Below are 22,839 nucleotides of genomic sequence, written 5' to 3' on the forward strand. Positions count from 1 at the left end.
AAGATGTATTCTTCTGTTGTTAGTATTTGGGTATGACAGATAAAAGAAAGGCAGAGATTTTATCTCTGCCTTTTTTGTTTCTCTGTTGTAGAGATAAACCGATAAGTGATTAAGCTTCAGGTTTGTTTTCTGATGCTTTCTTGTGCTTTTTAGCCGCTTTCTTTTTCTTAGCTACTTTTAGTTTCTTATCGATCTTTACTTTTTTCTTCTTAACGGTTTTAGCTTTTTTGCTTGCTGGGCGTAAACCATTGATGAAGCGTTCTGGCACTTCTTCTTCCATGTAACGACTTACACGTTCGATCATCGCTTGATCGTGTGCTTCAACCAGTGAAATCGCAATACCTTTCTTTCCTGCACGTGCAGTACGACCAATACGGTGTAAATACACGTCAGCGGTACGTGGCATATCAAAGTTGATTACGTGGCTGATATCGGGTAAATCGATACCACGAGCCGCAACGTCTGTTGCAATCAGGATATTGACATCACCATCACGGAAACGGGCAATCGCATTATTACGAGATAGCTGTGCCATCTCGCCTTGAATCCAACTACATTTCACGTTCATTGACGCAAGCTGATCACGCAAAGTTGCCAGACGATCACGGGTTTTTACAAAGACAATGCTTCGCTCTGCCTGATGCTTCAGGATTTGCTCAAGCAGTGCCAATTTGTGGCCCATATCGTCACAACGTAAATAAAGCTGATGAATCTTCTTACGTTCGCGACGTGAAGGTGCAGAGTTTACTTCTACAGGTTCTTTCAGAATGGTTTCTGAAAACTCACGAACGCCTTTACCTTCTAAGGTTGCAGAGAACAGAAGGCTTTGACGACGCCAGCGACATTCGTGGTTAATACGATCAACAATTTTAGTGAAGCCCATATCTAGCATACGGTCAGCTTCATCTAAGATTAGGCATTCAATTGCTCGGCAATCGAAACGCTCACTTTCAACGTACTCCATTAAACGCCCAGGTGTTGCTACAACGATATCTTGTGTTTTACCTAGAAGCTCAGCGTGATCATCGTATGAAATACCGCCAGTGATCGTGAAGATTTTTAGGTGAGTATTTTTAGCTAATGCACGCGCATGGTCAGCAATTTGAATCGCAAGTTCACGCGTTGGGGTTAAAATTAATACACGCGCTGGCCCTGGCTTCTTACGAGGGAAATCAAGTAAGTGCTGGATCATCGGTAAAAGAAATGCAGCTGTTTTTCCGGTACCAGTAGGAGCGGAAGCCAATACGTCTCTACCGTCCAGGGCGTGAGGGATAGCCTGTGCCTGAACTTCGGTCGGGCGGGTGTAGCCGATTTCTTCAATCGCGTTTAAAAGTGCGCTATCTAACTCTAACTCGGAAAAGTCTTTCACCAGTTATTTCTCCTCGGACAAGACCAACTCCAATAACAATCGCCACCTTTTCCGGTGCAGGATAATGGATCGATCATTAGTGGTTTTAATATAAGGGGCGGCATTATAGAGGCTATTGCCGCAAGTATCACCGATTAAAGCATAAAAACTTCATTGATTACGCTTACAATGCTTCTTTGGCTAACGTATTCATCAAAGCTTAAGATAAAAATCACGAGTCAAAGACACAAACTGCGCGGAATATTGCCCGCTATTATGGATACATAATGTTTCTTTTTGCGTGTCTAATTTCACTGTACTGGGGGTGAGTTCGATCAACAGTCGACTAACGGGCTTTCTTTCAGTGCTTTTTACTTCACATAATCGCTGACAATGTAAGCCATATTTTTCAGCAGCTTGAATGATTTCCCGCCCTTCGTATTCTGGCAATATTAAGCTTACGATCCCTGTTGGCGCGAGTAAGTATGTGATGGATTGCAATAACACATCATGGGTTAACGTATCTGTATGCCGCGCTGTCGCTCTTGTTTGGTTGTCGGCTTGTAATCCAAAATTAAAATAGGGCGGATTACATATAATGTTTTCAATATTATTTTTAGGCTGTGTATGGATCCATCGTTGGATATCTTGCTTTACGCAGTGTAAAGAGGATGACCATGGCGAATTAGAAAAATTTTTCGTAGCAGCATCTGCGGCAGAATTATCTAATTCAATCGCAGTTATGGAACATAATGCTGGTGCAATACGCTGCGCCATCATCAAAGCCAGTAGACCACTGCCTGTACCAATATCAATGAGCTTTCCGTGTTTAGGTAGTGTCGCCCATGCTCCGAGTAATACCCCATCAGTGCTGACTGCCATACCGCATCCCCCGTCGTCGACGTGGAACTGTTTGAATGTAAAACCTTTTGCCATTCTGCCTCCTCAATTTACCAACAGTATAATACCAATTTAAGCAAATATTAGATCCTCCTTATTGGTTAAAATTGCCATGCAAGAGATTTAAACATCGACTTATCAAACAATGAGATAGAGACAGATAAATACTGTTATTAATATTTAAATTCTGTATCGGTATTGTTATGTGGTTGTAAGTGTTGTTTTGCATTTATTGGATTAAAAGCTTTTGCTGGCTTGTAGTTCTTATTTTTAAGTTAAAACTGGTGTTATATGCTAGTTATTAGTGCGCGAAGCCAAAGATTATGGTGTTTTTAGTTACCTCGTTGCTAATTGTTAACTTTTTCTTCATTATGCTGCGATAAGTGTCACATTTAGCAACATGTATTGCGTGACATAAATTATAAGAAACAAACACAACTAATAAACAAATACGAGTGGGAAGGTGTAGTTTGAAGAAAACACTGAAAGTAACAGATATCTTGGCGTTAGGTTTTATGACCTTCGCATTTTTCTTAGGGGCGGGTAACATTATTTTCCCACCTCAAGCGGGTCAACAAGCGGGTGAGCACCTTATACCTGCGATGCTTGGTTTCCTTTCTACGGGGGTTAGCTTACCGTTGATTGCCATTATTGCCGTTGCACTAGCTGGTGGTTGGAAAGGGCTTACTCGTGACTTACCGTCTAAAGTGGCTACTTTACTTGCGGTATTAATTTTTATTGTTATTGGGCCTGCATTTGCTGCACCTCGTGCCGGTCTTGTTGCTTACGAAATGGGTGTTAAACCCTTTATTGCCGATGCTGGACAGCTTAGCTTAACAATCTTCTCTATTGTCTTTTTTGCTATTGCTCTGTTCCTTTCTCGCTCTCGTGGCAACTTAGTCGATTTAGTGGGTAAGTTTTTAACGCCAATCCTGTTTATTGCGCTAGTGGCATTAGCTGTAGCTGTTGTGGTTAATCCACAAGATGCGATTGAAGCGGCGAAAGGTGACTACGTTGACATGCCTTTCCTTAAAGGATTCGTTGAAGGCTACAACACACTAGATGCAGTAGCTGCATTGCTATTTGGTATGGTGATTGTTGATGCAGTTCGTAGCAAAGGCATTACAGATGAAGTTGCTACACGTAAATACTTAATTTGTGCTGGTTTAATTGCCGCTGCAGGTTTGGCTTTTGTTTATATTTCATTATTCTACCTAGGCGCAACAAGTGGCGTAATTGCTGGCAGTGCTGCTAATGGTGGCGATATTCTTGCTATTTACGTGGCTGCATTGTTTGGTCCAGCTGGGCAAATGATTTTGTCGCTAATTGTTTTATTAGCTTGCTTAACAACGGTTGTCGGTCTATTAACTGCGTGTTCTGAGTATTTTTCTTCATTGACTAAATGGTCTTACGAGAAGTGGGTAACATTGCTAGCTGTAATTTGTTGTGTAGTTGCAAACGTTGGTCTTAATCAGTTAATCACGATTTCTTTACCTGCGTTGTTTGCACTGTATCCAATTGCAATGGCACTGGTAATGCTGACCTTTATTCGTCGTTGGTTACCAAATCCAGTATTGTCTTACCGCGTAGTAATGATCGTGGCGTTGTCGTTCAGCCTGATTGATGCTGCAAAAGTAGCGGGCTTTGATGTGTCTGCATTCAGAATTATCCCTCTGTTTGATTATGGTATGGCTTGGTTACTGCCAACAGCGATTGCTCTCGTCATCACCTGTGTTATTGGTGGTAAAGTGGCTCAGCAAGCGCGTCAAACTGCATAATTTTCTTTATATTAAAAATTGCATTAAAACAAAACGGGATGCCATTATGGCATCCCGTTTTTTGTTATCTAAAGAGTCTTTAACTCTAGTAAAAGGCTTAGAGTGAATCGCTATATTCAGTCAGTATTTGTTCACACCATTGTGTTATGCGTTCATCACTCATTTCAAATTGGCTGTCTTCATCGAGGGCTAAACCAACAAAGAATTCTTCATCTTCTGTTAGTGCTTTCGATGCTTCAAATTGGTAGCTATCATTGTTGGGCCAATAGCCTACGATGTTAATGCCTGTTGGCAGTAGTTTGTCGTGCAACATGCCCATCGCATCTAAAAACCACTCGGTGTAGCCTTCTTGATCACCCATGCCGAAGAAAGCCACGGTTTTACCAGCAAGGGCTAATCCATCGAGTTGTTCCCATACCGCTTCCCAATCTTCTTGTAGTTCACCGAAATCCCATGTGGAGATCCCCATGATCAGCATGTCAAAGTTGTTCATTTCACTGATCGGTGTTTCTTTGATGTTGTGCAGTTCAACGAGCTCATCACCAATACACTCGCGGATTTTTTCTGCCGCCATTTCTGTGTAACAAGTTGTTGAACCGTAGAATAGGCCAATTTTCATGCTGATAATCCATTGGTGTATGTAATGGCTGAGAGTTTACCTAGCTTCTTTCTATTCCTCTATGTTTTATCTCGCGGTTTTATTGTGTTTCAGTGTTATCGGCTGTGATATGACAAGTTACTTTTAGGTATAAATAGACTACCATGAGAAAAGTACTGTGTTTATATCCATGCATTTCAGTTGGTGTATTTGCATATAGGATAAGAGGTTGTTGTGGAAAACGACGAAAATATGATTGAACGCTTTCTAGATGCAATGTGGATGGAAAGAGGGTTATCAGAAAATACGCTGATGTCTTATCGTAATGATTTAACCAAATTGCGAAAGTGGAGCGAAGACAAAAATTATCGCTTGGTGACGTTATCTTCCGATGATTTACAACGGTATCAACAATGGCTATTTGATGCCGATTTTAAACAAACGTCGCGCGCACGCATGGTGTCGGCTATTCGCCGTTTATTTCAGTACCTATACCGTGAAAAAATGCGTGACGATGATCCGAGCAGTATGATGGTGAGCCCGCGTTTGCCTAAACGTTTACCGAAAGATTTAACCGAAGAGCAAGTCGGTGCCTTGCTTGACGCGCCAGATACCAATAACCCGATAGAATTGCGTGATAAAGCGATGTTAGAGTTGCTTTATGCCACAGGGTTACGTGTTACTGAGTTGGTTAGCTTAACCATGGAAAATGTGAGCTTACGCCAAGGTGTTGTGAGGGTGATGGGTAAAGGTGATAAAGAGCGTTTAGTGCCTATGGGAGAAAGCGCGATTGATTGGATTGAAGAGTTTATTGATAGCGGCCGCCCACAACTGTTAGGTGAGAAAAGCTCTGATGTCTTATTTCCCAGTAAACGAGCAAGGCAAATGACAAGGCAGACGTTTTGGCATCGTATTAAGCATTATGCGGTGATTGCGGGTATTGATACTGATACATTGTCGCCCCATGTAATGAGGCATGCATTTGCAACCCATTTGTTGAATTATGGCGCTGATTTACGTGTGGTACAGATGCTGCTCGGGCATAGTGATTTATCCACTACTCAGATCTATACTCATGTAGCAACAGAGCGCTTAAAACAACTTCATGCGACGCATCACCCTCGTGTTTAATGATTAAGTGCCAATACATACGCGACTTAATAATAATAAAGATGATCGAGTTCATCTAGTAACTGCTCTGTGACTACCCGTATAATGAACTTTGAAAGTTTTTCGGACTCTCACTGGTCTACTCTTTATATTACTTTTTTAAAGGATCTAGTCGAATGCACTTTTTTGGCCGAACATTACTTGCGACTGTGGTTGCGTTAACTGCTTTTTCTGCAGCAGCAAAGCCCGACGAGGCTGCAATTAAAACGAAATTGGGTGCGCTAGGTTTAGCTCCAAGCTCGATTTCTCCTTCTCCTATTTCAGGCATGAACGAAGTGGTGACTAAGCGTGGCGTTGTTTACGTGTCTGATGACGGCAATTACTTTATTGCAGGGCATTTGTATCAGAATACGGGTGCCGAGCCCGTGAATCTAACCGAACAAAAAATGGCGAAAATTAACAAAGACAAACTGCAAGGTATGGAAGATGAAATGATCATCTACCCTGCGAAAGACGAAAAGTATGTCGTGACAGTTTTTACCGATACGACATGTGGCTATTGCCGTAAGTTGCATGGTGAAATGCAAGCATATAATGATGCGGGTATCACCATTCGTTACCTTGCTTTCCCACGTGGTGGCGAGCGTTCTGGTAACTTCGAGCAAATGAGTGCTATTTGGGGCGCTAAAGATAAAGCAAAAGCCATGAATGATGCGAAGGGCGGCACATTTGATGACAGTGGTATTAAATTGCGCGAAGATCTTGTACGTAAGCATTATGAATTAGGTGTTGCTATGGGGGTGAGTGGTACGCCAGCATTAATCTTGGAAGATGGTACAATGCTTCCTGGTTACCAGCCTGCGCCTATGCTGCGTAAAATGCTCGATAGCCGTAGCTAATATAGCGTGGTTTACTTGTAGGCATTTAATGGTCACAAGATCAGACAATACACCATGAAAGCCCGTAATATGATTCAGTCAGATTACGGGCTTTTTTCATGGCTTGTACCATGAATTGAGATAGAATGTGATGCATTCAGCACACATTACATATGCCGGAAATTACCCATTATGATTGAAGTTAAACGTCGACCGACTGCCGATACTTCCGGCTTTTCAGCTGCGACTCCACCTTTATTACAACGTATTTACGCGAGTCGTGGTATTGCATCAGAGCTTGAACTTGAGCGTGGTGCAAAAGGGCTATTAAGCTACGATAAATTGCATGGTATCGAGCCTGCCGTACAGCTATTGGTTACGGCGTTGGCTGAAAACCGACGTATTATCATCGTGGGTGATTTCGATGCCGATGGTGCCACCAGTTCAGCCTTGTCGGTATTGGCATTACGCATGCTTGGCTGCAGCAATGTCGACTATTTAATTCCTAACCGCGTTGAAGATGGCTACGGCTTAAGTCCAGAAGTGGTTGTTCAAGCTGAAGCGCGTGGCGCAGAAGTGATCATGACGGTGGATAACGGCGTATCGTCGATCGCCGGTGTAGCCGCTGCAAAAGCCAAAGGTATGCAAGTATTGGTGACCGATCATCACTTACAAGGTAGAGAGTTACCGATTGCTGATGCCATCGTAAACCCTAATCTCGATGTATGTACATTTCCTTCTAAATCACTATGTGGTGTTGGGGTTGCCTTTTATTTAATGCTGGCATTACGTGCTGAGTTACGCAGTATCAATTGGTTTGAACAAAAAGGCATACCGGTGCCGAACTTAGCAGAGCTGCTGGATTTAGTTGCACTGGGCACAGTGGCTGATGTGGTTGCACTTGATGGGAATAATCGCATACTCGTGCATCAAGGCCTTCAGCGAATTCGTGCGGGTAAGTGTCGCCCTGGTATTCAAGCATTAATTGAAGTGGCAAATCGCGATCCGGCCCGTTTAGTGACGAGCGATTTAGGCTTTGCGCTTGGTCCCCGTATTAATGCGGCAGGGCGATTAGATGACATGTCTTTTGGTGTTGAGTTATTGCTATGTAACCACATTCAAGCAGCACGTCGTATGGCATCAGAGCTTGATGGTCTAAACCAAACACGAAAAGAAATAGAACATGGCATGAAAGAAGAAGCGCTGGCTATTTGTGAGCGCATCTCATTTAATCAGCAAGATATGCCTTATGGTTTAGCCCTATTTCAACGCGATTGGCATCAAGGTGTGATTGGTATTTTGGCATCGCGTATTAAAGATTTATATCACCGCCCTGTTATTGCGTTTGCTGATGCGGGAGAGGGTGAAATTAAAGGGTCTTGCCGTTCTATTCCTGGTTTACATATGCGAGATGTGCTTGATCTTATCGATACGCGAAACCCAGGGATGATTGTAAAGTTTGGTGGTCATGCGATGGCGGCTGGTTTAACCATTCCTGAAGATCAACTTAGCGGTTTTAGTAAGGCGTTCGATGACATTGTACGTAGCCAGTTAGATGAGGATGCACTTAAAGGTATCTTTTTGACTGACGGTGAACTTGCCGCTAACGATCTGAATATTGAGACCGCAGAAGTGTTACGCAATGGTGGCCCTTGGGGACAGCAATTCCCTGAACCATCATTTGATGGCACGTTCCGTTTACTGCATCAGAAGCTGGTGGGCAGCAAGCATTTAAAAATGATGGTTGAGCCGATAAATGGGGGCAGCGTTATCGATGCCATTGCTTTTAACGTTGATCTTAAATCTTGGCCTGATGCTTCAGTACAACAGGTTGATCTTGTTTATCGACTCGATGTGAATGAATTTCGTGGAAATAGAAGTGTGCAATTGATGATTGAACACTTGGTTGCAAAATAATCAATATACCGTCATAAAATTGATGCTTAACAAGATGATAAACGGCTTCAAGGTTTATCATCTTCGGCTTAATGCTGAAGTTGAGACATAGATGATCGCTATCTCTTAACAATTAGGGTAAGAAACCCCATTACAGCGCTGTATATTCTAGAGACAATTCGATAGAATCTTGCGGTTATGTCCGTTTCGGTGATGAAGAGTGGCAATGTTCGAGATTAATCCAATTAAAAACCGACTTGAGGATGTATCAGCACGTACTGACATTCTTAGGGGGTACCTTTGACTATGATGCTAAGAAAGAGCAACTAGAAGAGGTCAATGCAGAACTAGAGCAACCAGCTGTATGGAATGAGCCAGAACGCGCTCAAGCTCTAGGTAAATCACGCGCAGCATTAGAAGCCGTGGTTGAAACTATCGATCAACTAGATCTGGGCGTAGAAGACGTTGCGGGTTTGCTTGAATTAGCGGTAGAAGAAGACGATCAAGAAACATTTGATGAGATTGAACCAGAACTGGCAGAGTTGGAAGCCAAGCTAGCTAAGCTTGAATTCCGCCGCATGTTCTCGGGTGAATACGATTCATCAGATTGTTACATTGACCTACAAGCTGGTTCGGGCGGTACAGAAGCTCAGGACTGGACATCAATGATGTTACGTATGTATTTACGTTGGGCCGATGCAAAAGGTTTTAAAACCGAGATTATCGAAGTCTCTGCTGGTGATGTTGCGGGTCTTAAATCAGCAACCATTCGCCTTGTAGGTGAGTATGCCTACGGCTGGCTACGTACTGAAACGGGTGTTCACCGTTTAGTGCGTAAATCACCGTTTGATTCAGGTGGCCGCCGCCATACTTCATTTGCTTCTGCGTTTGTTTACCCAGAAATTGATGACAACATTGTTATAGATATTAACCCTTCTGATTTGCGTATCGATGTATACCGCGCATCAGGAGCGGGTGGTCAGCACGTAAACACCACGGAATCTGCGGTACGTATTACGCACGTTCCAACCAATATTGTGGTGCAGTGTCAGAATGACCGTTCTCAGCATAAGAACAAAGATCAAGCGATGAAACAGTTGAAAGCAAAACTGTTCGAGTTTGAGATGCAAAAGCAAAATGCTGAAAAGCAAGCTAATGAAGACTCTAAGTCTGACATTGGTTGGGGCAGCCAAATTCGTTCTTACGTATTGGATGACTCGCGCATTAAAGATTTACGTACAGGGGTGGAGAATCGTAACACCCAAGCTGTACTTGACGGCGATTTAGACCGTTTTATCGAAGCTAGCCTGAAATCAGGTCTCTAACCGAATTGGGTTAATAATTAAAGGTTCCCCCCATGACTGATCAAGTACAAGACGAAAACAAGCTGATTGCTGAGCGCCGTGCAAAGCTAGAAATGATCCGCGAAAACTGTAATGCAAACGGTCACCCAAATGATTTCCGTCGCGACAGCCTAGCTGCTGATCTACAGGCTACTTTCGGTGAGAAAACGAAACCAGAGCTTGAAGAAGAAGGCCACATCGTTGCTATCGCTGGCCGTGTTATGGCTAAACGTGGTCCATTTTTAGCGATTCAAGATGTATCGGGTCGTATTCAGGCTTATGCTGATAAAACGGTACAAAAAGAATTAAAAGAGAAGTACTCAGGTCTTGATATCGGTGACATCATCGGTGTTAAAGGTCAGCTTCACTTATCAGGTAAAGGCGATCTTTACGTGACGATGGATAACTACGAATTGTTAACTAAAGCACTTCGTCCGTTACCAGAGAAGTTCCACGGTCTTACAGACCAAGAAATGCGTTACCGTCAGCGTTACGTTGATTTGATTGTTAACGAAGATTCTCGTAACACAATGATCATGCGTTCTAAAGTTGTGAGTGCAATTCGTAACTTCATGACTAAGAAAGACTTCATGGAAGTTGAAACACCAATGATGCACGTTATCCCTGGTGGCGCAACGGCACGTCCATTTATTACTCACCACAATGCGTTAGATATCGATATGTATCTACGTGTTGCACCGGAGCTTTACTTGAAGCGTCTAGTGGTTGGTGGTTTTGAGCGTGTATTCGAAATTAACCGTAACTTCCGTAACGAAGGTCTTTCTCCTCGTCATAATCCAGAATTCACCATGATGGAATTCTACATGGCGTATGCAGATTACAACGACTTGATGGATCTAACGGAAGAAATGTTAAGCAGCATTGCAACAGACCTACACGGTTCGCCTAAACTACCATATGGCGATGCAATTGTTGATTTTGGTGGTCCATACCCACGTATCAGCATGTTAAATGCAATCAAGCAATACAACCCAGATAACGCTGAAATTCAAGCGCTTACTTACGAGAAAGTTGCAGATCGCGAACTGATGGCTAACATCGCACGTGGTCTTGATATCTACGTTGAAAAATTCTGGACGTGTGGTCAACTTCTTGAAGAAATCTTTGGTGAGACAGCTGAACCTCAATTAATGCAACCAACGTTCATTACTGAATACCCAGCAGATATCTCTCCATTGGCGCGTCGTAACGATACTAATGATTTCATTACTGACCGTTTTGAATTCTTTATTGGTGGTCGTGAAGTCGCGAATGGCTTCTCTGAGCTTAACGATGCACAAGATCAAGATCAGCGTTTCAAAGCGCAAGTTAACGCGAAAGATGCTGGTGATGATGAAGCAATGTATTACGATGCAGACTACATCACTGCGCTAGAGCACGGCTTACCGCCAACAGCTGGTCAGGGCATTGGTATCGACCGTTTAGTAATGTTGTTCACTAACACACATACTATCCGTGACGTAATCTTGTTCCCTGCACTACGTCCACAAAACAAAGCATAATCATTGCTTTAGTTTAGTTACGCTACTTTTCGGCGTAATATGGATAAATAGAAGCCACTCAATGAGTGGCTTTTTTATTATGCGCGTTATGCATTTCATGACTTCAGTTTCTTATCCTTATTGGTATTGCCGCTTTTAAATATCTGCCTATTTAGTAGTTAATTTAGTTTAGAATTTTAAAAGACAGAAGTTTCCAATAGTGGAATTTTGTGTAAATAGCACTCATAAGGAAACTCTCGATGTGATTCAATTCACATAACTCGTCATTCAAAATTTGAGCTCTCTTTTGCTTTACCTCCATACATTCTGCTATTCACACTACTTATAAGTTACCGTTTTATATATTATTTAGTTTTTTGTATTGTGATTTGTCCGATCTGTTAATGTTCTTTTTTGTCGCTTATTTGTAACTGCATTGTAAAATATCTCCTTTTATCCTTTCATCATCTATGTAAAATGTCGCTCAACCCACGAGGAACAGTGGGAACGCAATGTAAATCTAATATTACTAAGCACAACCAACTGGAGATGGACGATGAATAAATCGTTATCAGGAAAGATATTTGCGGGCCTATTTATAGGTCTGATTATAGGTACAGCAATTCAATACCTATTTAATGGCGTGACGTTGATGGATACCTACGTACTTGGCTTAGCGGAAGGCGCTGGTGGTATGTTCGTTTCACTGATTAAATTACTTGTAGTACCTCTTGTCTACGTATCGATTGTTTGCGGTATTGTTGAATTGAAAGATATCACTGCATTTGGTCGCTTAGGTGGTAAAACCTTTGCTCTATACATTATTAATACCATTATCGCGATTGCAGCAGCATTAACTGTTGGTATGATTTTCCAACCGGGTGCAGGTGCTAATTTAGCTGGTACTGTAGAAAAAACCGTTGAATTAACGACAACAGAAACCCCTGATATTTTCTCTCTAATCGTTAATATTGTACCAAGCAACCCAGTACAAGCTTTTGCTAATGGCGATATGCTACAAATCATCTTCATGGCTATTTTGACGGGACTTGCGATTCAAGCGCTTGATAAGCGTGGCGGTCCTGCAATCAAAACGTTCAAGATGGCAAACGAAATCATGATGAAGCTAGTAGGCTTGGTTATGAGCCTAGCGCCATTCGGTGTATTTGCACTGATGATTCAACTAGGTGCAACATTAGATGGTAATACTTTAATGTCTGTGGCTGGTTATGTTGGCCTAGTTGTTGCGATGTTGGTTTTTTGGATTTTCTTCTTCTATCCAATGATGGTGGGTATTACAACTGGCATTAAGCCGACAAGTTTCCTTCGTCATACCCGTGAGCAGATTTTATTTTCACTATCGACAGCAAGCTCAAATGCAACCATTCCAGTAACTATGCGTACACTGACAGATAAGATTGGCGTCTCGAAGTCAGTCGCTGGTTTTGGTGTGCCATTGGGTGCAACAATGAACATGTCTGGTGTCTCTATTTACATTGCACTGGCAACAATTTTTGTGGCGAACGCATTTGGTCAGCCAATTAATACAGCCGACTTATTTACCTTGGGTTTAACTATCTTGTTGCTATCAATTGGTGCTGGTGGTGTTCCGGGTGGTGGTATTGTGATGGTTGGTGTATTGCTTCACCAATTAGGTTTACCGCCAGAAGGTCTAGCAATTGTTGCCGCGGTTGACCGTATTAATGATATGTTCTGTACTAGCTCAAATGTTGTTGGTGATACCGCTGTAAACACGATTGTGGCAAAGAGTGAAAATGAAATTGGCGTACCAGCTGATGACGTTGAAGCGACACCTGTAACTGTTAGCTAAACAATATGCTGTAAAAAACAAAACTTAATAAGAAGCGCCGAAAGGCGCTTTTTTTCGTTTTATGATTTTTTACCTACTACAATTCTTTATATTATTAATTTTATTGATGGTAATGATCAGATTTCATTCATCTTAATTAGAATCTTTCATTATTGAATTGTTTGCTATTTTTGCCATGTTAACCGCATTATTCATGGTGTAGATGCATCTATTTTTAGAAAAAACAGGAGCATACCCCACATTTATAGTAAACAAGTTGCAATGGGTTAATTGTGGCATATATCATCAACCGATATGCCTGCATAGCATTGTTGGCCGTGCATTATATTTGGACGTTATATCACATAGTTATTGTTTATTATCTAAAGGCTTAATGATGAAAAGAGGGGTTAATATGGGAGTAATGCCAGGAGCGCTAGTAGTCTTTGGTGGTAGTTCTCAATCATGGTTGCCCTCTTTAGAGCAAGCAGGCTGGGTATGCCATCGTTGTTATGATCTAAGAGCCGCTGAGTCTTTATTATTGGATATTGGCCCTTGTATTGGTGTTGTCGACCTCAGTAAAGATGACTTCAGCATCAATGGTATAGCGACGCTGGTTAACCGTAATAAACAAGTACGCTGGTTAGCTGTTGTGCGAGAAGATCAGCTTGCTTCAGACGCCATTTGCCAATTTATTGCTAGCTTTTGTATTGATTACTTTACTTCACCGACGCCTGTTGCTCAGTTACAAGAAACCATTGGTCATCAATTGGGAATGTTACAGTTAGAGCGCAAAGTATGGCCTGATTTAGGGCGATTTGGCCAACAAGGTTTGCAAGGTACAACAGAAGTCATGAAGAAGCTTCGTCATCAAGTACAACGTATTGCAGCCAATGATGTGTCTGTCTTTATTGAAGGTGAAATTGGCACAGGAAAAGAGTTGGTTGCTCGGGCTGTTCATCAAGCATCAACCCGTGCCAATAATGCATTTGTTCGGGTTAGCTGTGAAACGGTTACAGCAGACTGGTTCAGTGATAGTAACGATGAACAGCATTGTGATATGAATTCCTCCCCTTGTTGCTTTGCTTTAGCTGATAAAGGCATCTTATATCTCGATGAAATTTCAGCGTTGTCAGATCAGAGACAACAAGAGCTCTTACAGTTTATTCAAGATGACACATTCACTACAACTGCTGGTGAGAAGGTAACGTCAGATATTAGGGTTATTGTTTCCACCAGCTACCCTGCAGAGCAGCTAGTCTCAGAGGGTAAATTAAGGCAAGACCTGCTATATCGTTTAAATGTTGTTACGCTTGTCGTGCCTGCATTGCGGGAGCGAGGCTGCGATATCAGCTTACTTGCAGAGTTTTTATTGCTTAAATTTGCAAGACAATACAATAGCGTTGCAAAGCACTTTTCTGATGAAGCCCAAAAAATGTTAATCACATACCCTTGGCCGGGGAATGTACGAGAATTAATTAGCCAAGTAAAACGTGCTGTACTATTGGCTGAAGATAAAAGTATTGAAGCGGATCATCTTGATATACCACGGCTAAATGACGATAAGCAAAGCTTAAAAACGATCAGAGAAGAATCGGAGCGTGGGGCCCTGCTAACGGTGTTAGAGAATAATAAAGGTCAAATTTCAGCTGCAGCCCGTGAACTAGGGGTTTCTCGTGCAACTATGTATAGGCTGTTGAATAAACATGATTTAGTGCCTGCTCCACGGAATTTTCGTGATAACCCATAATTGAATTTATCGATGCAAAAAAACGCTTATATAGCGTTTTTTTATGACGGCTAATTACTCGTGAGTATAAGTTGATAACATACTGATGGTCATGAGCTCAATGTGATTGAAAAATGGTCACTCATGCTGTTGGCTCATCGATATTAAGATATTTTACAATATATTTAGAATGTACAAAAAACAGTTATAGCATATAACTTTGTTATGCATTGTAGATGAAATATATGCTTGTCAAATAATTGTAAGTGGTTAAAATTAACACTCATTTCAATACTATAACGTCACTTCAGGAGGTACATATGAACACTATCACTATGATGAATTGTACGCGTCCTGCTGTTGATGCCATCAAGCAATTCACTAAACACTAACAGCATCCGCTGTGTCTATGGGCCGCGGGTATCTGTCGCGGTGAGCAGTTGTAAGCAAATTCTCGTCAGTATGCCTGTATCCCTCCTTTAATATAATTAAATGGAGAGCATTCTTATGCGCCAATCAGTTTATTTGCACCTTGCAGTTTTACTTATTCGTCTAGATATTCATCGTGAGCACGAAGCATTTCGTCGTGAGCGCCGCCGTATTTTAGCGAATTTACCTCATTTATCTCAGCATGTATTAAAAGATATTGGTGTCGAGAGAGATGGTCGTATGAAGGTAGGCTTAAGTACTACTCCAGCAGAACGTAAAGTTTATAATCTTAGACGAAGGTTTAAATCTAGACTTATAACGTAATGTTAGCGCCTTATTCTACTATTCCTAAGAATAGGGCGCCGTAACTCAGCCTGCATGTATACATTGTTTGGCTTTATCGGAAGGATCAAAACGTGTTAATCGAATGACATGAGTTGTAACAGTTTACAATGCTTTGCTACGAAAACTGTCTCGAGATCGAAAGGTTAATTCGATAAAGTTACCCGTATCAATATAGCCATGTATCTATGTATCACTATAGCTAGATACATGCTGGTTGAGCTAATGTTATTGGCCCCTGTTTTAACAAGCAGGGGCATTTTTTTGTCTAAGGGCAAGGGTTTGAATAAGTCACTCCTACTAATTCAAGGTCTTTAAGCACATCATTACTCAGTGTTACATCTAGACTTGAAATATTGGATTCAAGCTGACCGAGGTTGGTTGCACCAATAATATTGGAAGCGACAAATGGACGCTGATTGATAAATGCGAGTGCCATTTGTGCAGGATCAAGACCATGTTTATTGGCAATATCAATATAAGCTTGTGTGGCTGCGATACCTTGTGGATTGAAATAACGAGAAAAACGTTCAAACAGCGTACATCTAGCCCCATCTGGACGCGCTCCGTTTAAGTACTTTCCGCTTAATGCACCAAAAGCTAGAGGTGAATAAGCCAGTAACTCAACCCCTTCATGATGGCTTATTTCTGATAGCCCAACTTCAAAACTACGATTCAATAAGTTGTACGGGTTTTGGATTGAAATAACACGAGGAAGATTATGCTTCTCTGCTAATTTCAGAAATGACATTACTCCCCATGGTGTTTCATTCGATAAGCCGATGTGACGAATTTTCCCTGCATTGACTAATTCAGCTAATGCTTCGAGTGTATCGGTGATAGTGACGCCTGTTGCATCTTCACTGTACGTGTAATTCAATTGACCAAAGCAGTTTGTTTCACGCTGTGGCCAGTGCAATTGGTACAAATCGATATAATCTGTTTGTAAGCGGTTTAAACTAGTTTCTACCGCATCGTGGATATGACGACGATCAAGTGCCATATCATTACGAATATAAGGGAGTGATCGAGGTCCTGCGACTTTCGTCGCTAAAGTGACTTTATCGCGTTTCCCCGATTTCTTGAGCCAGTTACCAATGTAGGTTTCTGTGAGCCCCTGCGTTTCTTGCTTAGGAGGAACAGGGTACATTTCTGCGGTATCAATAAAATTCACACCACGCTCAAAAGCAAAATCGAGTTGATCATGGGCTTCTGACTCTGTGTTTTGTTCACCAAAAGTCATTGTTCCTAAACAAATTTTACTGACTTCTAATGATGAATGGGGGATTTTATGGTATTCCATAAGCCTTCCTTGGACTGATGTGCTGTTACTTCAATATATCAAGGCAGTAAGATCATGAAAAGTCAGTTTTTGTTGTTTTTGGCAGATCCTAACTTGCCGACAGTCAGAACATGACACATAGTTATATTGACTGAAATATTAATCTGGCTCTAAAAACGAAGCTTAAGGAAAAGCGATGAAATTATCTCAATTGAAACATTGGTTAAAGTCGGGTGAAGCTCAGACACCTAAATGTGTATTAACCAGCTACGCTGGGCGATCTGATTATTTGATGGAAATAGAATACAAGCATCAATTGGTTCCATTAAAAGATGATCAGGATGAAATGCTTCACTTTCAATCAATTGAAAATGTTAAAAACTTATTACGTCCGCTAGGTATCACATCGGTCGTATTGCGTGTTATTGACCCGTACGACGAGTTTTCCCCCGACGGTCAATTATCAACATGCCGTGAAGATATGATTATCTCGCTTTGATTATGTTGACTATATAGATCTCTGATAGCGCAATGAATATTGGTTTGCTGCTGATGAATTAGAGAATGAAATGACGCGCTAAAATGGCAGCTGTGAAGTGTGTTTTTAAATAAAATCCACGGGGTAAGGTTTTTATTGGTTGACCATTTTCGCCATATGCTTCTGTTAATGCTCGGCTGTTAGCGGCTTTAGGACGAAGTTGAAGTACCTCGCCATGCCGAGCAGTGATATGTTCCACTCGACCTAATACGATCATATCCATCAACTCTTCCCAATCTTGGCGAAGCTGCTGCTCTTCTTCAATAGATGGACTCCAAAGTAAGGGAGAGCCAACCTGGCGATCGGCGAGCGGGATGTCGCGTTCACCTTCAACAGGAACCCATAATACTCGAGCCAATTTATGGCGAATATGACTATTTCCCCAATGTAAACCATGTAAACCAATCAACGGAGCAACACATACAAATGTGGTTTCAAGTGGCTTTCCGCTGTATCCGATTGGGATGGTTTTTAGCTCAATCCCTAATTCAGGAAAATCAGGAATTGGCTTGCTACCCGCCACAGCACCGAGATGCCATTCAAGTAATTGACCAATCCAACCTTTATCGCGCTTAAGATCGGGGGGGGGAGTTATTCCTGCCTGCTCAGCAAGTTCTCCTAATGTCGATCCTGCTAGATCTTGGGCGCGTAATAACAGTTCTGATTCTGATTTAGGTGTTGGTTGCATAACGTTTTAATAATGAGTTTTGATGAAAAATCGGATTAATAGCTAGGTTGTTGCCAAAATACCAAAATATACGAATTGGTAAAGTGATGTAAGAATATACCCATGATACTTCAAGATGCAAAGTCAGCAAGGCAAATCGTACCAAGATGCTAGGCATAAAACTGAAGTATAGTTATTCTACATAGAGATTTTATATACACTCATATAGTGAATGAAAAGTACCTGCTGATTGAGAATAAGTGATTATTCTTAATAAAATATAGGATATTCATATGATCTCGTGAAATTAGTGACGAAACAGTAAAGGCCCTAAAGGGCTGGTGCTTCTTAATCTTTTGAATTTATTGGTTTTTATTTTGTTTTTTACTGTTTTTATCGGTTTCTTGTAGTCACATTTTAGCGAGTGAAAGAGAAATGTAATGATCTTTCATAAAGATATCCACAGGTAAATGGAACAATTTTTTTCATTTTAATGAGACTGTATAAATAAACAGGTATTTGTGGGTTATTTAAACGATTTACAATTGGTTTTTTTAGGTTGTATGCATTTATAGTGTGGATAAAGTTGGAATTGGTGGATCTTTAATCGATCATGTTTTTTACGTTATAAAAAATGTAAACGTACAGTTTTTATTAATAAGTTTAACTATTTATCACCATGAAAAATAAGCATTTATGTTTAATTTTTTTATGGGCTAATAATATGTACATTCGTTGGTGAAGCGATGAAACAAGCGTTTATTAACGCTTCTGCACAAATCTATCCACAGAAAGAGTGAATAAATGTGGGGTAGGTCTCATTAGCCTGTTTATAAAATGGTCACGGTCGAAAAGTTATCCATAAAGTGGGGGCTGAGTAGTAAAAAACGTTCATAAACTGGAATGTTTGTTTACCCTTCCCCTCGATCTGTGAAAAAATCACTGTTAATAGATATTTATACTTGAGGTCGTCCAGTGATAGATGGCGATGGATACCGCCCTAATGTAGGGATAGTTATCTGCAATAGCCATGGCCAAGTTTTCTGGGCTCGACGATATGGACAACATTCTTGGCAGTTTCCACAAGGTGGCATCGATGAGGGAGAAACGCCTGAACAAGCGATGTACCGGGAATTGTATGAGGAAGTGGGACTTACCAAGAAAGATGTCAGGATTTTAGCTTCTAGCCGTCATTGGCTACGGTATAAGTTACCGAAACGTCTTGTAAGGTGGGATTCCAAACCTGTTTGTATCGGGCAAAAACAGAAGTGGTTTTTGCTCAGTCTGGAATGCGATGAGTCAAGGGTTAATATGCAACGCGGTAGTACACCGGAATTTGATGGTTGGCGTTGGGTCAGTTATTGGTATCCGGTGAGACAAGTTGTTTCTTTTAAGCGCGATGTTTACCGTCGAGCGTTAAAAGAGTTTGCCGCAATAGCGATGCCGTTTAAAGAACGGAAAGAAAGAAAATTAAAACGTTATAAAAGCAAACGAGGGTAAATCGGAGCCATCCTTAATGGTATAGCAGGTAAGGCTACTAACTATGCTGATACAGCTTAGAGAGATCGTTGAGAAAGTCGCAAGCGCTCAAAGCTTAATTGAAGCGCTTGATCAGCTTGTCATTAATACATGTAAAGCAATGAATACTGAGTGTTGCTCTGTGTATATTGCTGATTATGACAGGCAAGAATATACCTTGATGGCAACTCAGGGCTTAACGAAACCTCATCACCAAGTTGGCTTAGGCTTTAGCGAGGGATTAGTGGGTTTAGTTGGCAGCAGAGCTGAGCCAATCAATGTCGCCGATGCAAGAACCCACCCGCACTTCAAGCACCTTCCTGATATCGGAGAAGAGTCATTTGGCTCTTTCTTCGGTACACCTATTATTCATCAACGCAAGGTTTTGGGCGTGCTGGTTATTCAGCAACGTCAACGACGTGAGTTTGATGAAAGCGAAGAATCTTTTATGGTCACATTGGCTGCACAGCTAGCGGTTGTTTTTGCACATGCAAAAGCCCAAGGTATGTGGCCAGATCAACATGATGGAATGCATTTAGTGGGGGCGCCAGCTTCGCCTGGTGTAGCTGTGGCGACAGCATGGTGGGATGATACCCAGCCCTTGTTGGAACATGTACTCCCTGCATCGTGTTTAGATCGAAATGAAGAACAAGAGCGATTAAGTATTGCCATTGATTTGGCGAGTGCAGAGTTCCGCCGCTTAAGAAAACGGTTTGATAGTGAACTACAAAAAGAAACTTTAGCGATTTTTGATTTGTTTAATCACTTATTAAATGATCCTATGTTACGTAAAGATCTGTTTGCCAAGATAGCAAGTGGCGATAAAGCCGAGTGGGCAATTCGGCAGGTAGTTGAAGCGTATTCATCGCGCTTTGCCAACATGAAAGATGAATACTTAAAAGAGCGAGCTCAAGATATTCGCGAGTTAGGTCAACGATTATTATTTTTTATCCACAATGAAGAATCAACCGAGTATCAATGGGATAAGCCCGTTGTTCTATTAACGAGAGAACTAACAGCAGCAATGTTAGCAACGGTTCCGGCGGGTATGCTAGCTGGCGTCGTTGCACAGGAAGGCGCATCAAACTCGCATGCTGCTATTTTATCTCGTGCCTTGGGCATCCCTGCTATTATGGGTGTCGACTTTACCCCTGAAAAGATACATCAGTGTGAAGTTATTGTTGATGGCTATAGCGGCGACCTTCTTATTAACCCTAACGTACATGTATTGGCTGAATATCGACGTCTACTTGATGAAGAAAATGAGCTGACTAAGACCGTTGAAGGGGAGCTAGGCAAAGCGTCATACACAAAAGATAATGAGCGTATTTATATTCACTTGAATGCTGGATTGAGTGCAGATACTAATATTGCTGTCAATCGAGGGGTTGATGGTGTTGGCCTATATCGAACAGAAGTCCCTTTTCTATTGCAACGAAGCTTCCCATCAGAAGAAGAACAAACATCACAATATCATTCTATTTTAGCCACTTATCCTGATAAATCTGTCGTCATGCGTACACTGGATATTGGTGGTGATAAACCGTTACCTTATCTGACAATTGAAGAAGATAACCCTTTTTTGGGATGGCGAGGAATTCGCTTCACATTGGATCATCCTGAAATTTTTCTTATTCAAGTACGTGCTATGTTAAAAGCCAGCATTGGTTTGAATAACATGGACATACTGCTTCCGATGATTTCTGGAATTGCCGAACTAGACGATGCGAAAGTGTTGATTGATCGTGCATTTGATGAAGTCTCCCTGCAAGCGAAAGAGAACGGTTTTGAACTTCAGCGCCCACGCATTGGTATCATGATTGAAGTGCCTTCTATTTTGTATCAATTACCAATACTGAAAGGGCGAGTCGACTTCATTTCGGTTGGTAGTAACGATTTAACACAATATTTATTAGCCGTTGATCGGAACAATGCACGGGTTGCGAATGTCTATGATGCATTACACCCCGCAGTTTTAAATGCGTTAAAGCATATTATTGACGCGGGAAAGCAAATGGATATTCCTGTTTGCTTATGTGGGGAACTGGCTGGTGACCCTGTAGGGGCATTATTGCTGGTAGGAATGGGATACCGTTCATTGAGTATGAATACCCGTAATGTGGCGAAAATAAAGTACATATTACGTCATATAACAGTAGAAGAAATGGAGTCGTTAGCGCAGTTTGCTTTAGGCTCTGCGTTATCTGTTGATGTACGAACGGTGACAACAAAATTTGTTGAAGATCGTGGGCTAGGTGGCTTTATCCGTGCGGGTAAATAGTAAGCGTGCTAGGTATAAAAGAGGTTACTAGATGTTAGAAAGCACGTTATGGTTATTTGCCATGTGTTTGTTGTTGGGGTCTTTTGTTGGGCTGTTTGCGGGCTTATTAGGTATTGGTGGGGGATTGTTAGTTGTTCCTGCATTGGTTTGGTTATTGCCACTTGCGAGTATAGACAATAGTCTAGTGATGCACATGGCACTGGCAACCTCATTAGCCAGCATTGTTTTGACCTCTGGCGCTTCAGCACGTAATCACATTAAACTGGGGAATATTGATTTTTCAATTGTTAAATCAATGGCTCCGGGGATTGTGCTTGGTGGGTTAGGTGGAAGCATTATTGCTGAAATGGTGCCGACCGAATTATTGCCCAAAATTTTTGCCTCCATCGTTTTATTGCTAGCATTACAAATGTTGCTATCGATGCGAATGACAAGCCACCGTCCTATACCGAGCCCTATGGCTTGTGCTTGTAGTGGTGGGGTGATTGGGGTAATTTCAAGTCTTGCAGGTATTGGTGGTGGTTCGTTAACGGTACCGTATTTAAGCTGGCATGGTGTTGAAATGCGCAGAGCAATTGGTTGTGCATCACTATCTGGTGCAATTATTGCGGTTGCAGGTATGGTTGGTTTTATTTTTTCAGGCTTAAATGAAGCCGCTTTACCACCAATGAGTATTGGTTATGTCTATCTACCAGCATTGATTGGTATCGTATCAACCTCAGTGATTACCACTCGTTATGGTGCAGCATTAGTCAGTCGCTTACCAACGATGACATTAAAGAAAATATTTGCCGTTTTTCTGTTATTTATTGGCAGTAAAATGTTTTTGGGATAAATGGAAAGAGTGAGAAATATGCGCTTTGACCTACCTTCCTATTTAGATTGTTACC

Annotated in this window: 18 protein-coding genes; 13 read left to right on the plus strand and 5 right to left on the minus strand. The window is 41.6% G+C overall.

The annotated features are described in order from the left end of the window. Window positions 1-109 precede the first annotated feature (109 nt). On the minus strand, window positions 110-1,369 hold the full coding sequence (gene srmB, locus C9J48_RS17125) for an ATP-dependent RNA helicase SrmB (protein ID WP_006230643.1): 1,260 nt from the start codon (window positions 1,367-1,369) through the stop codon (window positions 110-112). A gap of 192 nt (window positions 1,370-1,561) precedes the next feature. Continuing rightward, on the minus strand, window positions 1,562-2,284 hold the full coding sequence (locus tag C9J48_RS17130) for a tRNA1(Val) (adenine(37)-N6)-methyltransferase (RefSeq protein WP_006230644.1): 723 nt from the start codon (window positions 2,282-2,284) through the stop codon (window positions 1,562-1,564). A 434-nt stretch (window positions 2,285-2,718) separates the two neighbouring features. Here C9J48_RS17130 and brnQ point away from each other — a divergent pair, with 434 nt between their 5' ends. Then, a complete protein-coding gene (gene brnQ / locus C9J48_RS17135) occupies window positions 2,719-4,026 on the plus strand; it encodes a branched-chain amino acid transport system II carrier protein (RefSeq protein WP_006230645.1) in 1,308 nt (435 codons plus the stop codon). 97 nt (window positions 4,027-4,123) lie between these two features. Here the strand turns inward: brnQ and fldB are convergent, their stop codons facing one another. Further along, window positions 4,124-4,645 carry a flavodoxin FldB gene (fldB, locus tag C9J48_RS17140; protein WP_006230646.1) on the minus strand — a complete coding sequence of 174 codons (522 nt, stop codon included), beginning with the start codon at window positions 4,643-4,645 and terminating at the stop codon, window positions 4,124-4,126. Between the two features lie 213 nt (window positions 4,646-4,858). On the opposite strand from fldB, the gene xerD reads away from it, so the two are divergent. The 8 genes from xerD (at window position 4,859) to C9J48_RS17180 (ending at window position 15,645) form a co-directional block, all read left to right on the plus strand. Continuing rightward, window positions 4,859-5,755 carry a site-specific tyrosine recombinase XerD gene (gene xerD, locus C9J48_RS17145; RefSeq protein ID WP_006230647.1) on the plus strand — a complete coding sequence of 299 codons (897 nt, stop codon included), beginning with the start codon at window positions 4,859-4,861 and terminating at the stop codon, window positions 5,753-5,755. Between the two features lie 155 nt (window positions 5,756-5,910). After that, window positions 5,911-6,633, plus strand: coding sequence for a bifunctional protein-disulfide isomerase/oxidoreductase DsbC (dsbC, locus tag C9J48_RS17150; protein ID WP_006230648.1), 723 nt, complete (start codon window positions 5,911-5,913; stop codon window positions 6,631-6,633). Between the two features lie 171 nt (window positions 6,634-6,804). After that, window positions 6,805-8,529, plus strand: a complete 1,725-nt coding sequence (gene recJ / locus C9J48_RS17155; RefSeq protein WP_107281192.1) for a single-stranded-DNA-specific exonuclease RecJ — start codon at window positions 6,805-6,807, stop codon at window positions 8,527-8,529. 205 nt (window positions 8,530-8,734) lie between these two features. Continuing rightward, a protein-coding gene (gene prfB, locus C9J48_RS17160; RefSeq protein ID WP_107244265.1) for a peptide chain release factor 2 occupies window positions 8,735-9,833 on the plus strand; the annotation gives its coding sequence in 2 pieces (ribosomal slippage) (window positions 8,735-8,809 and window positions 8,811-9,833; 1,098 coding nt in all). Window positions 9,834-9,865: 32 nt separating this feature from the next. Beyond that, window positions 9,866-11,374 carry a lysine--tRNA ligase gene (lysS, locus tag C9J48_RS17165; protein WP_006230652.1) on the plus strand — a complete coding sequence of 503 codons (1,509 nt, stop codon included), beginning with the start codon at window positions 9,866-9,868 and terminating at the stop codon, window positions 11,372-11,374. Window positions 11,375-11,909: 535 nt separating this feature from the next. Further along, window positions 11,910-13,184, plus strand: a complete 1,275-nt coding sequence (locus C9J48_RS17170) for a dicarboxylate/amino acid:cation symporter (protein WP_006230653.1) — start codon at window positions 11,910-11,912, stop codon at window positions 13,182-13,184. A 394-nt stretch (window positions 13,185-13,578) separates the two neighbouring features. Further along, window positions 13,579-14,913: a sigma-54-dependent transcriptional regulator gene (locus tag C9J48_RS17175; protein ID WP_006230654.1), complete on the plus strand. Its 1,335-nt coding sequence runs from the start codon at window positions 13,579-13,581 to the stop codon at window positions 14,911-14,913. A gap of 486 nt (window positions 14,914-15,399) precedes the next feature. After that, window positions 15,400-15,645, plus strand: coding sequence for a YjiS-like domain-containing protein (locus C9J48_RS17180; RefSeq protein ID WP_006230655.1), 246 nt, complete (start codon window positions 15,400-15,402; stop codon window positions 15,643-15,645). 286 nt (window positions 15,646-15,931) lie between these two features. Here C9J48_RS17180 and C9J48_RS17185 read toward each other — a convergent pair whose 3' ends face one another. After that, window positions 15,932-16,966, minus strand: coding sequence for an NADP(H)-dependent aldo-keto reductase (locus tag C9J48_RS17185; protein ID WP_006230656.1), 1,035 nt, complete (start codon window positions 16,964-16,966; stop codon window positions 15,932-15,934). A 175-nt stretch (window positions 16,967-17,141) separates the two neighbouring features. Here C9J48_RS17185 and C9J48_RS17190 point away from each other — a divergent pair, with 175 nt between their 5' ends. After that, the gene (locus C9J48_RS17190; RefSeq protein ID WP_006230657.1) at window positions 17,142-17,444 is read left to right on the plus strand and encodes a DUF6482 family protein; all 303 of its coding nucleotides are present in this window, start codon (window positions 17,142-17,144) and stop codon (window positions 17,442-17,444) included. Between the two features lie 58 nt (window positions 17,445-17,502). Here the strand turns inward: C9J48_RS17190 and mutH are convergent, their stop codons facing one another. Then, window positions 17,503-18,171 (minus strand): DNA mismatch repair endonuclease MutH, encoded by a 669-nt coding sequence (mutH, locus tag C9J48_RS17195; protein ID WP_006230658.1) that lies wholly within the window; start codon window positions 18,169-18,171, stop codon window positions 17,503-17,505. Window positions 18,172-19,125: 954 nt separating this feature from the next. Here mutH and rppH point away from each other — a divergent pair. From rppH to C9J48_RS17215, 3 genes are read left to right on the plus strand one after another with little or no spacing between them, the layout of a single operon-like run. Then, window positions 19,126-19,650: an RNA pyrophosphohydrolase gene (gene rppH, locus C9J48_RS17205; RefSeq protein ID WP_011217351.1), complete on the plus strand. Its 525-nt coding sequence runs from the start codon at window positions 19,126-19,128 to the stop codon at window positions 19,648-19,650. Window positions 19,651-19,693: 43 nt separating this feature from the next. Beyond that, window positions 19,694-21,949 carry a phosphoenolpyruvate--protein phosphotransferase gene (ptsP, locus tag C9J48_RS17210; protein ID WP_006230660.1) on the plus strand — a complete coding sequence of 752 codons (2,256 nt, stop codon included), beginning with the start codon at window positions 19,694-19,696 and terminating at the stop codon, window positions 21,947-21,949. 31 nt (window positions 21,950-21,980) lie between these two features. Beyond that, window positions 21,981-22,784: a sulfite exporter TauE/SafE family protein gene (locus tag C9J48_RS17215; protein ID WP_006230661.1), complete on the plus strand. Its 804-nt coding sequence runs from the start codon at window positions 21,981-21,983 to the stop codon at window positions 22,782-22,784. Window positions 22,785-22,839 lie beyond the last annotated feature (55 nt).

This window comes from Photobacterium profundum (genome assembly GCF_003026285.1).
Taxonomy (GTDB): Bacteria; Pseudomonadota; Gammaproteobacteria; order Enterobacterales; family Vibrionaceae; genus Photobacterium; species Photobacterium profundum.